At 68.8% G+C, this 13,547-nt stretch carries 9 protein-coding genes and 1 rRNA gene; 5 read left to right on the top strand and 5 right to left on the bottom strand.

The features are described from left to right. Positions 1–102: 102 nt before the first annotated feature. From FHS44_RS25665 to FHS44_RS25655, 3 genes are all read right to left on the bottom strand, one after another. Positions 103–1,614 (bottom strand): CoA-acylating methylmalonate-semialdehyde dehydrogenase, encoded by a 1,512-nt coding sequence (locus tag FHS44_RS25665; RefSeq protein ID WP_184719028.1) that lies wholly within the window; start codon positions 1,612–1,614, stop codon positions 103–105. Beyond that, positions 1,611–2,909 (bottom strand): aspartate aminotransferase family protein, encoded by a 1,299-nt coding sequence (locus tag FHS44_RS25660; RefSeq protein ID WP_184719026.1) that lies wholly within the window; start codon positions 2,907–2,909, stop codon positions 1,611–1,613. The genes FHS44_RS25665 and FHS44_RS25660 overlap by 4 nt, the downstream gene beginning before the upstream one ends. Positions 2,910–3,329: 420 nt before the next feature. After that, the gene (locus FHS44_RS25655; RefSeq protein WP_184719024.1) at positions 3,330–4,229 is read right to left on the bottom strand and encodes an NAD(P)-dependent oxidoreductase; all 900 of its coding nucleotides are present in this window, start codon (positions 4,227–4,229) and stop codon (positions 3,330–3,332) included. A gap of 123 nt (positions 4,230–4,352) precedes the next feature. Between FHS44_RS25655 and FHS44_RS25650 the strand changes: the two genes are divergently transcribed. After that, the gene (locus FHS44_RS25650) at positions 4,353–4,706 is read left to right on the top strand and encodes a winged helix-turn-helix transcriptional regulator (RefSeq protein ID WP_184719022.1); all 354 of its coding nucleotides are present in this window, start codon (positions 4,353–4,355) and stop codon (positions 4,704–4,706) included. A 55-nt stretch (positions 4,707–4,761) separates the two neighbouring features. Next, complete coding sequence (locus FHS44_RS25645) at positions 4,762–5,487, top strand: TetR/AcrR family transcriptional regulator (RefSeq protein WP_184719020.1); 726 nt, start codon at positions 4,762–4,764, stop codon at positions 5,485–5,487. A 6-nt stretch (positions 5,488–5,493) separates the two neighbouring features. Here the strand turns inward: FHS44_RS25645 and FHS44_RS25640 are convergent, their stop codons facing one another. After that, the gene (locus tag FHS44_RS25640; protein ID WP_184719018.1) at positions 5,494–9,426 is read right to left on the bottom strand and encodes a hybrid sensor histidine kinase/response regulator; all 3,933 of its coding nucleotides are present in this window, start codon (positions 9,424–9,426) and stop codon (positions 5,494–5,496) included. 196 nt (positions 9,427–9,622) lie between these two features. On the opposite strand from FHS44_RS25640, the gene FHS44_RS25635 reads away from it, so the two are divergent. The 3 genes from FHS44_RS25635 (at position 9,623) to FHS44_RS25625 (ending at position 13,309) form a co-directional block, all read left to right on the top strand. Then, positions 9,623–11,248, top strand: coding sequence for a PucR family transcriptional regulator (locus FHS44_RS25635; protein WP_184719016.1), 1,626 nt, complete (start codon positions 9,623–9,625; stop codon positions 11,246–11,248). Between the two features lie 9 nt (positions 11,249–11,257). Next, positions 11,258–11,653, top strand: a complete 396-nt coding sequence (locus tag FHS44_RS25630; protein WP_184719014.1) for a cupin domain-containing protein — start codon at positions 11,258–11,260, stop codon at positions 11,651–11,653. A gap of 192 nt (positions 11,654–11,845) precedes the next feature. Beyond that, entirely contained in the window at positions 11,846–13,309 is a 1,464-nt protein-coding gene (locus FHS44_RS25625) for a phosphodiester glycosidase family protein (RefSeq protein WP_184719012.1), read from the top strand. Between the two features lie 165 nt (positions 13,310–13,474). Here the strand turns inward: FHS44_RS25625 and rrf are convergent. Further along, positions 13,475–13,547 (bottom strand): 5S ribosomal RNA (gene rrf, locus FHS44_RS25620); the annotation flags it as partial.

The raw sequence follows: 13,547 nt of genomic DNA, 5'->3' as shown, positions 1-13,547 counted from the left end.
TTCCCCTTACGACTCGACCTGTCCGGAGCCTATCGGCCCGCGTACGGCACGGCCCCACGGAAGGTCTTCCCGCGGGGCCGCCTCCGTCATCACCGAAAGTGGCTACCGGTTCGTCGGGAAGCCGAGATTGACGCCACCGTGACTCGGGTCGAGCCAGCGGGAGGTGACGACCTTGCCCCGGGTGTAGAAGTGCACGCCCTCGGTGCCGTGGACGTGGGTGTCGCCGAACAGCGACGCCTTCCAGCCGCCGAAGCTGTAGAAGGCCATCGGCACCGGGATCGGCACGTTGATGCCGACCATCCCGACCTCGACCTCGTTCTGGAAGCGCCTGGCCGCGCCGCCGTCGTTGGTGAAGACCGCGGTGCCGTTGCCGTACTCGCCACCGTTGATCAGGTCGAGCCCCTCCTCGTAGGAGGAGACGCGCACGACCGACAGCACCGGCCCGAAGATCTCCTCGCGGTGGACGCGGGAGTCGGCGGGGACGTGGTCGAGGACCGTCGGGCCGAGCCAGAAGCCGGGGGTCTCCTCTGCCGTCGCGCCGCCGCGCACCGGAGTCAGCCGGCCGTCCACGACGAGCTTGGCCCCCTCGGAGACGCCCAGGTCGAGATAGGAGACCACCTTGTCCCGGTGTGCCCCGGTGACCAGCGGACCCATCTCGGAGGCCGGGTCGTCGCCGGGGCCGACGGTCAGCGCCGAGACCCGAGAGACGATCTTGTCGACCAGCTCGTCCCCGACCGGGTCGACGGCGAGCACGACCGAGATCGCCATGCACCGCTCCCCCGCCGAGCCGAAGCCCGCCGAGACCGCGGCGTCGGCCACGAGGTCGAGATCGGCGTCGGGCAGCACGAGCATGTGGTTCTTGGCGCCGCCGAGCGCCTGGACCCGCTTGCCCGCCGCGGTGCCGGTCTCGTAGACGTACCGGGCGACGGGGGTGGAGCCGACGAAGGAGACGGCCTTCACGTCGGGGTGGCCGAGCAGCCGGTCCACCGCGACCTTGTCGCCCTGGACCACGGTGAAGACGCCGTCGGGCAGCCCCGCCTCCTTCCAGAGCTCGGCCAGCAGCAGGGAGGCGGACGGGTCCCGCTCGGAGGGCTTCAGGACGAAGGAGTTGCCCGCCGCGATGGCGACCGGGAACATCCACATCGGCACCATGGCCGGGAAGTTGAACGGCGTGATGCCCGCCACGACACCGAGCGGCTGCCGGATCGAGTAGGAGTCCACCCGGGTCGAGACGCCCTCGGAGAAACCGCCCTTGAGCAGGTGCGGGATGCCGCAGGCGAACTCGACAACCTCGATGCCCCTGGCGACCTCGCCGAGCGCGTCGGAGTGGACCTTGCCGTGCTCGGCGGAGATGAGCCGGGCCAGCTCGTCACGGTTGGCGTGCAGGAGCTCGCGGAAGCGGAAGAGCACCTGCGAACGCCTGACCAGCGAGGAGTCCCGCCAGGCGGGATAGGCGGCCAGGGCGGAGGCGACGGCGGCGTCCACCTCCTCGACCGAGGCCAGGTGGACGTGCCCGGCCACCTCGCCGGTCGCCGGGTCGAAGACCTCGGAGGTACGGCCTCCGCCGGGGACCTCGGTGCGGGCTCCGTCGATCCAGTGGGTGATGTTCTTCACGACGTGACCTCGGCGTTGACGGTTTCGAGCGCGTTGACGATGATCCCGAGGCCCTCCGCGGCCTCGTCCAGGGTCAGGGTGAGCGGCGGAGCCATCCGCAGCACGTTGCCGTACAGGCCACCCTTGCCCGCGAGCAGGCCCGCCTTCTTCGTCTCCTCCATGAACCTGGCCGCCAGCGCGGGCGAGGGCTGCCCGGTCGCCGGATCGACCAGCTCGACGGCGAACATCAGGCCCTTGCCCCGCACGTCGCCGACGATCGGCAGGCGCGGCGCGGCCTCGCGGAGCCCGTCGATGATCAGGGCCCCGGTCCTGGCGGCGTTCGCCTGCAGGTCGTGGTCGAGCACGTAGTCGAGGGTGGCGTTGGCGGCGGCCATGGAGATCGGGTTGCCGCCGAAGGTGGCCAGGCCGGTCGCGTGCAGGCCGTCCATCAGGTCGCCCCGCGCCACGACGCCACCGACCGCGAAGCCGTTGCCCAGCCCCTTGGCGAAGGTCATCATGTCTGGCGTGACGCCGTGGTTCTGGATGCCGAAGAACGCCGAGCCGGTACGGCCCCAGCCGGTCTGCACCTCGTCGGAGATGAACAGGATGCCCTCGGCGTCGAGGACCTCCTTGTAGGCGGCGAACAGCCCGTCCGGCGCCATGGTGAAGCCGCCGACACCCTGGATCGGCTCGGCGATCAGCGCGGCCACGTCACCCCCGACGGAGGTGGCGAGCACGTGACGCAGGTCGTCCACGCAGGCGGCGATGTAGTCGGCGTCGGACAGGCCGCGGAACTGGGCCAGGTGCCGGTCTGCGCCGTGCAGGAAGTGCACGTTCAGCGGCGACAGGGAGTTGTTCTTCCACGAGCGGTTGCTCGTCACGCCGACCGCCCCGAAGGAGCGGCCGTGGTAGCTCTGCCGCATAGCCAGGACCTGGTCTGACTTGCGGGCGTAGGTCGCCAGCAGCAGCGCGGTCTCGTTGGCCTCGGTACCCGAGTTGGTGAAGAACACCTTGGCGTTCTCGATGCCGGAGAGCCGGGCGATCTTCTCGGCGAGCTCGACCTGACCCCGGAGCAGATAGACCGTGGAGGTGTGCACCACCCCGGTGGCGAGCTGCCGCTCGACGGCCTCACGCACCTCGGGCACGTCGTAGCCGATCATGTTGGTCAGGATGCCCGCGAAGAAGTCCAGATAGCTCTTCCCCGACGCGTCGACGACCCGGTTGCCCTTGCCGCCGGCGATCTCGATGGGCTCGTTGTAGTAGAGGGCCAGCCAGTTGGGCATTACCGCACGGTGGCGCGCAAGAAGGTCCGACATACAACGAGTATGTCGGGTTCCGTTACCTGCTCCTACCAGCAGACTGTCGGGATATGGTCGGCAAACCCGTCATATTGTCAGAACACCATTCACCCCTCCGAGCCTGTACGGCTTGCGCCCTGCGACGGTTGGCGCAAGCCGTACAGGATTGCCGGGCGGAGCACCCCCCAGGTTCCCCGCCCTGGCTTCTCGGAGAAGGCGGCCCCGGCAAGGCCGGGACGCCGTGAGTCGCCTGAGCCACGAAGGCCCCGAACGCCACGGGCCCTCGCACCGGCACGCCCGGACGTTCGCCAGACGTGAGCTGTGCCGGCCATGTCCACCTCCACGGGCTCGGGCGACTCGTTAACCATCGTCGCCCATATTTCCTACTTAAGCAATCTGAAATACATGAATTTTTGGCACCCTTCCGTGACATTTCCCTCACCCGTAGGTGTGCTGGCGTTCAGCTTTCCTGAGCACCTCGGTGAGAGCCGAGATGCTGTGCTCGCCGTGGCCCGCCTCGGCCGCCCGCCTCACCAGGTCATGCAGCGGGGCGAGCCAGGCCGTGTCGACGCCCGTCTCCCTGGACAGGTCCTCGTCATGGGCCGCCCCCGCGAGGAAGAGGTTCACGGAGGAGACGGCTTCGGTGTAGTCGCCCGCGTCGATCTCCTCGGCGTAGATCGGCAGCAGGGACTTGATCATGTCCAGCCACTTGCCGGCGAAGCGCACCATCGTGGTCACCTCCAGCCCGCGCGCCTGGACGGCCGCGGCTCCCTGGAAGAAGCCGACAAGCGCGGGCAGCAGCATGGCGCCCACCGCCATCTCGTACAGGGCGGCCAGGTCGGCCTCCTCGCCGAGGTGCACGGTGTCACCGCCCAGCACCCTCAGGGTCGTCCCGAACTCCTCGAAGACCGCCCTGTCGCCGCTGTAGTACAGCAGGGTGTCCGGGGCGCCCACGGCCGAGGGCACGTTCTTGACCGCACCGGCCAGGAACCGGGCGCCGTGGCCGACGGCCCAGGCGGCCGTCTCGCGGGCGTCGGCAGGGGAACCGCTGTTGAGGGTGACCAGGGCCCGCCCGCGCAGCGCCGTACCGGACCGCCGTAGCACCAGCCGGGTGTCGTCGAAGGTGGTCAGGCAGGTGACGACCAGGGGACTCGCCGCCACCGCGTCCTCGACGGCCTCCGCGTGCCTGGCTCCCATGGCGACGAGGGGCGCGGCCTTGGCGGCGGTCCTGTTCCAGACGGTGGTCGGGTGCCCGGCCCTGACGAAGGCCTCGCCCAGCGCCGTGCCCATCGAGCCCAGCCCGATGACGGTCACCGGTGTCACATGCTTCGCGGTCATATGCGTACTCCAGCCATAGAGCGCCCTGTCGGCGCGGACCTGGTTCATGCTGGCTGGGATGCATACATTCCTACAAGTACCTACATTTTTGCCGGGTACCCACATAAATGTCAGTATGGGCCGATGAAGGAGACGAAGAAGCGGACGTTCACCTGCGGTCTCGACGCCGCCATCGCCGTCATGGGAGGCAAGTGGAAGGGACTGATCCTGTTCGCGCTCCAGGACGGCCCCCTGCGCTTCGGGGAGGTACGGCGGGCGGTGCCCGGCATCAGCGAGCGGGTGCTGATCCTGCAGTTGCGGGAGATGGAGGCCACCGGACTGCTGCACCGTGAGGTCTACCACCAGGTTCCGCCGAAGGTGGAGTACTCCCTCACCGAGTTCGGCGACTCCCTCAACGCCGCCATGGCGCCGCTCGGGGAGTGGGGCGAGGAGCACATCGAGCGCATCGAGGCCATCCCGTGGAACGAGGTGGGGTGATGTAGCCGAATCTCGTACATCGTGCGATGAAATCGAACACCGTATTATCGGCCGTATGCTTGAAGGTGTGGAGCAGCCCCTGTCCTCGGTGTGGACCCGTGAGAAGCGTCCTTCGAAGAGCCCGACGCTGAGCCGGGCGCAGATCGTCCGCGCGGCCATGGAGATCCTCGACGCCGAGGGGATGGACGCGCTGAGCATGCGCCGCCTCGGCACCAAGCTCGGCGCGGGCGCCACGAGCATCTACTGGCACGTCGCCAACAAGGACGACCTGCTGGAGCTCGTCCTCGACGAGGTCTTCGGCGAGGTCCCGGCGTTCGACCCCGAGGAGGTCGGCTGGCGCGACGCGGCCTCTGCCTTCGCCTACGGGCTGCGCCACGCGCTCTTCGCGCACCCCTGGTCGGCGGTGCTCATCGGCACCATGCCCAGCATCGGCCCCAACGCCATGCGCCTGTCCGACTGCCTGATGCGCACCTTCGCCAGGGCGGGGTTCACCGGCCTCGGCCTCGACCAGGCGTCCTCGACGCTGATGGCCTACGTGCTGGGCACGACCATGCCGGAGATCGCCTGGCGGACCGCGACCAGACGCTCGGGGCTGAACGACCAGGAGCTCGTCAAGGTGATCCTGAACATCGTGTCCCAGGCGGCCGACGACTATCCGGGGCTGGCCGCCCGCTACGCCGAGCACGCCGACCTCGACCAGGAGGCGACCCGGGCCCTCACCTTCGACTTCGGGCTCACCTGCTTCCTCGACGGCATCGAGGCCCGCCTCAACCAGCGGTGACGGCCCTCAGGCGGTCATCCACTGCTGGATGCGGGTGAGCAGCTCCTGCGCGTCCACGGGCTTGGTCACATAGTCACTCGCCCCGGCCGACAGCGTCTTCTCCCGGTCGCCCTGCATCGCCTTCGCGGTGACCGCGATGATCGGCAGGTCGGCGAAGCGCGGCATCTTACGGATGGCCGCGGTCGCGGCGTAGCCGTCCATCTCCGGCATCATGATGTCCATCAGGACCAGGTCCACGTCCTCGTTGCGCGAGAGCATCTCGATGCCCTTGCGGCCGTTCTCCGCGTAGAGCACCCGCATGCCGTGCAGCTCCAGGATGTTGGTCAGCGCGAAGACGTTGCGCACGTCGTCATCGACGACCAGCACCTTCTTGTCGGCCAGTACGGCGTCGGCCTCCCTGAGCGCGGGAGGCCGCTCGTCCAGGCCGGGCCGTACCAGCGGAAGGACCGCGCCACGCGCCTGGGCCGACAGGTGCAGCGTGATGCGCTCGCGCAGCTCGTCCAGGCTCGGCAGGAGCTCCAGGGACTGGGGGTTCGAAAGACCCTTGAGGAGGTTCTCCTGCGGCCTGGTCAGCGTGCGGGTGTGGTGGGCGAGCACGGGCAGCTCACGCAGCACCGGGTCCTCGTCGAGCCCGCGCAGGAACTCCGCCGTCTCGTCCTGGCGCATCCCCAGGTCGAGCACGATGCAGTGGTGGTCGTCCCGCCTCAGCGTCTCGACCGCGGTCGCGGGGTCGTTGGCCGTGGCCACCCTGACCGGCCCGTGCGTCTCGTCCAGGTCGGCCGCGACGCTCTCGGCGAGCTGGGACAGCAGCCCGCTCTGGCGTGACTCGACGACGAGCAGACGGCGTCCCTCCCCGCCGGTTGGCTCCTCCCCCACCGGGACGGTCACCCTGGCCACGGGCGCGGCGACGGCCGGGACGTCGTGGCGGCCGGGGGCGACGTCCGCGATCGGCAGCCTGAGGGTGAAGATGCTGCCCTGCCCGAGCACGCTGACCGCCCCGATCTCCCCCTTGAACAGCGCCGCGATCTCCCGGCTGATGGACAATCCGAGGCCGGTCCCGCCGTACCTCCTGCTGGTGGTCCCGTCTGCCTGCTGGAAGGCGTCGAAGATCTGGGAGAGGTTCTCCTCGGCGATGCCGATGCCGGTGTCCACGACGTGGAAGGCGAGCACCTCCTGACCGGGGACCCCCAGCAGGTCCGTCTCCCCGATCCGCTCGATGCGCAGCCCGACCGAACCCGCCTCGGTGAACTTCACCGCGTTCGACAGCAGGTTGCGCACCACCTGGCGCAGCCGCTGCTCGTCCATGAGCAACTCGCCCGGCACGTCCGGGGCCACGGTGACGTCGAACCTGAGGCCCTTCTCCGTGGTCAGCGGCCTGAAGGTGGCCTCCACGTAGTCGAGGAGGCGCCGCAGCGGCAGGGGCTCGACGCTGATGCTCATCTTGCCCGCCTCGATCTTGGACAGGTCGAGGATGTCGTTGATCAACTGGAGCAGGTCGGTACCCGCCGAGTGGATGACGTTGGCGTACTCCACCTGCTTGGCCGTGAGGTTGCGGGCCGGGTTCTGGCCCAGCAACTGGGCCAGGATCAGCAGCGAGTTGAGCGGGGTGCGCAGCTCGTGGCTCATGTTCGCCAGGAACTCGCTCTTGTACTTGGAGGCCAGCGCGAGCTGCTTGGCGCGTTCCTCAAGCTCCTGGCGGGCCTGCTCGATCTCCCTGTTCTTCGTCTCGATGTCGCGGTTCTGCCGGGCCAGCAGCTCCGCCTTCTCCTCAAGCTCGGCGTTGGAGCGCTGGAGCTCCTCCTGGCCCATCTGCAGCTCCGTCGCCAGGCGCTGCGACTCGGCGAGCAGGGAGTCGGTGCGGGCGTTGGCGACGATGGTGTTGACGTTGACGCCGATGGTGCCGACGAGTTGTTCGAGGAAGGCCCGGTGCACCGGGGTGAACCGGTTGAGGCTGGCCAGCTCGATCACCCCGAGCACCTGGTCCTCGACGATGATCGGCAGGATGATCAGGTTGACCGGCCCGGCCGCCCCCAGGCTCGACGAGATCGTGAGATACCCGTCGGCGATGTCCTCGACCAGGATCGGGCGCTTGGCCAGGGCCGCCTGCCCGACCAGCGACTCCCCGAAGCCGTAGCGACGGCTGGTGTCCCGGTGACCGTAGCCGCCGACAACCCGGAGCTCGGAACGCCCCCCGGCCTCCTCGGCGAGCAGGAACGTGCCGTGCTGCGCGCGGACCAGCGGCGCCAGCTCGTTCATCACCAGCTCGGCCACGACGGCGAGGTCCCGGTGGCCCTGCATGAGCCCGGAGATGTGGGCCAGGTTGGACTTGAGCCAGTCCTGCTCCTGGTTGGCCAGGGTGGTCTCCCGCAGGGACTTCACCATGGAGTTGATGTTGTCCTTGAGCTCGGCCACCTCGCCGGAGGCGTCCACGGTGATGGAGCGGGTCAGGTCACCCGAGGTGACGGCGCTGGTCACCTCGGCGATCGCGCGGACCTGCCGGGTGAGGTTGCCCGCCAGCTCGTTGACGTTCTCCGTCAGCCGCTTCCAGGTGCCGGAGACCCCCTCCACCTCGGCCTGCCCGCCGAGCCGCCCCTCGCTGCCGACCTCGCGGGCCACCCGGGTGACCTCCGCGGCGAACGACGAGAGCTGGTCGACCATCGTGTTGATGGTGTCCTTCAGCTCCAGGATCTCGCCCCGGGCGTCGACCCGGATCTTCTGCGTCAGGTTGCCCTTGGCGACCGCGGTGGTGACCTCGGCGATGCTGCGCACCTGGGCGGTGAGGTTGTCGGCCATGACGTTGACCGACTCGGTGAGCGCCTTCCAGGTGCCGGAGACCCCCTTGACGTCGGCCTGCCCGCCAAGGCGCCCCTCGGTGCCGACCTCGCGGGCCACCCTGGTCACCTCGTCGGCGAAGGAGGAGAGCTGGTCCACCATCGTGTTGATGGTGTCCTTCAGCTCCAGGATCTCCCCCCGCGCGGAGACCGTGATCTTCTGCGACAGGTCGCCCCTGGCGACCGCGGTCGCCACCTGGGAGATGTTCCGCACCTGGTCGGTGAGGTTGCCGGCCATGTAGTTCACCGAGTCGGTCAGGTCACGCCAGGTGCCGGAGACGCCCTTGACGTCGGCCTGCCCGCCGAGCCGTCCGTCGGTGCCGACCTCGCGGGCGACCCTGGTCACCTCGTCGGCGAAGGACGAGAGCTGGTCCACCATCGTGTTGATGGTGTTCTTCAGCTCCAGGATCTCGCCCCTGGCCGAGACGGTGATCTTCTGCGACAGGTCGCCCCTGGCGACCGCCGTGGTGACCTGCGCGATGCTGCGGACCTGGTCGGTGAGGTTGCCCGCCATGAAGTTCACCGAGTCGGTCAGGTCACGCCAGGTCCCCGCGACCCCGGTCACCTCCGCCTGCCCGCCGAGGCGACCCTCGGTGCCCACCTCGCGGGCCACCCTGGTCACCTCGTCGGCGAACGACGAGAGCTGGTCCACCATCGTGTTCAGGGTGTTCTTCAGCTCAAGGATCTCGCCCCGGACGTCCACCGTGATCTTCTGTGAGAGATCACCGGTGGCCACGGCGGTGGCGACCTGGGCGATGTCACGGACCTGGTCGGTGAGGTTGCCCGCCATGGCGTTGACCGAGTCGGTGAGGTCCTTCCAGGTGCCGGAGACGCCGGGCACCTCCGCCTGCCCGCCAAGCTGCCCCTCGGTGCCGACCTCCCGGGCGACCCGCGTCACCTCCGAGGTGAACAGCGAGAGCTGGTCGACCATGCCGTTGAAGACGGTGGCGATCTCCTTGAGCAGACCGTCGCCCTCGTCGGGCAGCCGGGTGCCGAAGTCACCGTCACGAACCGCGGTGAGCCCCGCCAGGAGCTGACGCAGATCGAGCTCCTCCACACCGGCGGCCTGTGTGGAACCACGTCTCGATCCGTCCGTAGTCTCAACCATGGTCACCACCGCGTTCGTTCGGCCGAGAAAAGGTCAAGTCATCCTAAGGCCAGTGGACGAGGAGACCAGGCGGTTGATGATTAGGCGGGAAATCCGCCAGATCACAGAGAAAGGTCCACTCAAAGAGGGACTTGTCCTTTCAAGCTGTAAAGCGGCGGGCATTCTAACTTACAGGCTGATCGGATACTCTCGGTGGGTGCTCCCAACCATCGCCGACGTTCTCGCCCTGGACACCGTCCGCAGGGGCAACCCACGGGTGGTCGCGGGAGCCGACCGGCTCGACACCCGGGTCCGCTGGGTCCATGTCGGAGAGGTCACCGACATCGCCCACCTGCTGCGCGGCGGGGAGCTGGTGCTCACCACCGGCATCGCGCTGCCCGACGACCAGGAGAGCCTGGCCGCCTACGTCGCGGAGCTGGCCGCCGTCGGGGCCTCAGGGCTGATCGTCGAGCTGGGCCGCAAGTTCATCAGGGAGCTTCCCCGCTCGGTCATCAACGCCGCCGAGGAGCACGGCCTGCCCCTGGTCACCCTCGCCCGCGAGACCCCCTTCGTGCAGATCACCGAGTCGGTGCACGCCAGGATCATCGACATCCAGCTTGAGGAGTTACGCGCCTCCGAGCAGCTCCACGAGGTGTTCACCGAACTCTCCGTCGAGGGCGCCTCCCCCGCCGAGGTGCTCAGCCAGGTCGCGCGCCTGTCCGGGAGCCCCGTGCTGCTGGAGAACCTCGCCCACCAGGTGCTCGCCTGCGAGACGGCGGGCCGCGACACCGGGACGCTGCTGGCGAGCTGGGAGACCCGCTCACGGGCGGTCGCCCCCGAGGGCAGGACCGCCTACGACTCCTCCTCCGGCTGGCTGGTCACCATGGTCGGCGCGCGCGGCCAGGACTGGGGCCGCCTGATCCTGCTCTGCGAGGGCACCCCCGGGCCGCGCGACGTCGTCCTCGCCGAACGCGCCGCGACCACCCTCGCCCTCGGCCGCCTGCTCGAACGCCACCAGGAGTCACTCGAACGCCAGGCCCACGGCACGATCATCACCGGCATCCTGACCCACGCCTACGCCGACCCCGAGGAGGCAGCCGCCCGCGCCAGGGCGGTCGGCGTGCCGCTCACCGGGCGCAAGCTGATCAGCGCGGTGCTGCGCCTGTGCGACCCGCAGGACGCCTCCCTCGAAGGACAGGAGCAGCTCGTACGGCTCGGCGAACTGGCCGAGGCCGCCGCTGCCGCCTGCCGCGACGCCCGCCTGCCCGCCCTGATCGGCGCCCTGGACCAGAACCGCGTCGGCGTCCTGCTCCCCCTGCCCCCGCGGACCCTCGCCGAGCCCTCGCTGACCGCGCTCGCCGACCGGCTGCGCATGACCTTCGCCACACCCTTCGTCCTGGCCGCCGGTTCCGTGGTCGAGTCGATCCGCGACGTACGGCGCAGCTTCCTCGAAGCCGAACAGGTCGCCGACGTGGCCGTCAGGCAACCCGACGGACGGCCCTTCTACCGGCTTCCTGACCTGCGCCTACGCGGCCTGCTGCACCTGCTGAGGGACGACGCCCGCCTGCAGACCTTCGCCGAACGCGAGCTGGGTCCCCTGCTGGCCCACGACGCCCAGCGCGGCGGCGACCTGACCAGAATCCTGCGCATCTACCTCGCCGCGGGCCGCAACAAGGCCGTCGCCGCGCAGAAGGCCCACCTGTCGAGGCCCGCGTTCTACGACAGGCTCCGTAGGCTGGAACGTGTTCTCGACATCGATCTGGACGATGTCGAGTCCTGTCTCTCCCTCCACGTGGCGCTTCTGGCGCTGGAGTCCTTCCGGAGAGACAACCCCCGCACCTGAAAGGCCCCCATGCCCGAGATCCTCGTCCCCGAGGCCGCCGACCTTGCCCGCATGGTCGACGCCGCAGGCGTCTTCGCCGTCCCCGCCGGTGACGTACGGCTGTCGCCCGACGAGCTGGACCCCGCCCAGATCCTCGCGGGCTCACCCCAGGTCTCCTCCGTCGAGCTGTGGTCATCTCCCGACGGCTCCCAGAGCCGGGGAATCTGGGAGATAACCCCCGGCACCGTGACCGACGTGGAGAACGACGAGATCTTCGTGGTCCTGTCCGGCCGCGCGACCCTCGAAGTCGACGGTGGCGCCAGCATCGACCTCGTCCCCGGCTCGGTCTGCCTGCTCTCCGCGGGAGCAAGGACCACGTGGATCATCCACGAGACCCTCCGCAAGGTGTACCACTCCACGTCCTGAACCGGTTTCAATCCGTCGCGGGCCGTACGGAACTCCGTACGGCCCATTGATTCGTATGAGTCGCGTGCGCTGTGTGATTCCTGTGGGAAAGGACACTTTCTCAATACGTTTAGCGTGTTTCGCACACCCCGGTAGGTGGATCTTCGGCACGATGGTCAACCGAAGTCTGATCACCAACGGGGAGAGATATTCATGTCACGACGTTTCGTCGTCGGGATTTCCGCCACAACGCTCGTCGCCACGGCGACTCCCGCCCTGGCGGGGCAGACGGCACTGCCCTTCCCCTCCTCGGCGTTCCCCCTCGGGGCACGGGTCGCCCCGGTGACGAAGCAACTCAACGTGGCCCCCGGGATCGACCTCTTCACCGTACGGCACGGCACCTCGACCCAGGGCTGGACCGTGGCCGTGCTGATGCCCAACGGACACGAGGACGGCGCCCTGGCCACCGCCCAGCGGAAGGCCGCCGAGGTCGAGGCAGCCGGATTCACCCCGGAGATCCAGAGGGTCGTCCAGCCCGCCGCAGCGGACGCCCCCGCCGTGGAACGCTATCTGGTCCGCGTCGGGCAGTGGCCGTTCAAACAGCGCGCCGCGGCGGACAAGGTGGTCAAGGAGCTCAAGGCGTTCGACATCAAGGCCAAGGCCGACTATCTCGGCGACGACGGCCTGGAGAGCACCGGCCCCTGGAACCTGCGCGTGCTGACGATCGACCCCAGGACCTTCAGGGGATCGTTCAAGACGAGCATCGGCAAGAGCATCGCCAAGCGCGAGACCACCAGCTCGATGGGCAAGCCCCTCGGCGCCATCGCCGGCGTCAACGGCGGCTTCTTCAACATCCACACCGTCAAGGAGATCAAGGGCGACCCCATGGGGATCTCCGTGGTCGGCGGCAAACTCCTCAGCGAGGCCGTGGAGGGCCGGACCGGCCTCGTTCTGAACGGCAGGAAAGTCAAGATCACAGAGCTGAAGTCAGCTCTCACGGCCACCTCCTCCGACGGGGAGAAGACCGAAATCCACGGCGTCAACCGGGCACCGGCCACCGACGAACTCGTCCTCTACACCGAGGAGTTCGGGACCAAGACCGCGGCCGACGGCGGCACCGAAGCCGTGATCGACGCCCAGGGAAGGGTCGTCTCGGCCCGCCAGGCGGGCGGCGTCGTCCCCCGCGGCTTCTCCGTGCTGCACGGCACCGGCCTCATGTCCGACTGGCTGCTCGAACACGCCGCGGAGACCGCGACGGTGAAGGTGGACACCAAGGTCATCGACCTGCGGACCAAGCGGGCCGTCCCCCTCACCCCCCAGACGTACGTCATGGCGGGCGGCGTCGGACTGGTCAGGAACGGCCGGATCCACATCTCCGCCCTCGCCGACGGGCAGGCCTCCCTCAACATGATGCTCCGCCGCCACCCCAGGACGATGGCGGGCGTCACCAAGAACGGCGGCCTGATCCTGGCCACGGTCGACGGCCGTGTCCCCGGCGTCACCGTGGGCGCGTCGATGGTCGAGGCCGCCCAGCTGATGCGCTGGCTCGGCGCCAAGCAGGCCATCAACCTCGACGGGGGCGGATCGAGCGCGATGATCGTCCGCGGAAAGGTCGTCAACCGGCCCTCGGACGGCGCCGAACGCCCCGTCGGTGACGGCCTCTTCGTCACTCCCTGACCTTCAAGCCCTTCAACGCCCTGGTCGTCATCGGCCAGGGCGTTGTCATTCCCCCGCCTTGTTTTTGGGCACAAAAAAAGGGGGGCCACAGCCCCCCAACACACTGTCCACACGAAAACAAAGGAAGGGCCACCCGTCAACGAGTGACCCTCCCCTCAAAAGATTGTCCGGCGGCGACCTACTCTCCCACACCGTCCCCGGTGCAGTACCATCGGCGCTGAAGAGCTTAACTTCCGGG

Source organism: Streptosporangium saharense, assembly GCF_014203715.1.
In the GTDB taxonomy this organism is placed as follows: domain Bacteria; phylum Actinomycetota; class Actinomycetes; order Streptosporangiales; family Streptosporangiaceae; genus Streptosporangium; species Streptosporangium saharense.
Note: the sequence above shows the minus strand (reverse complement) of the source record. Positions and strands in the feature narration are given on the sequence as shown.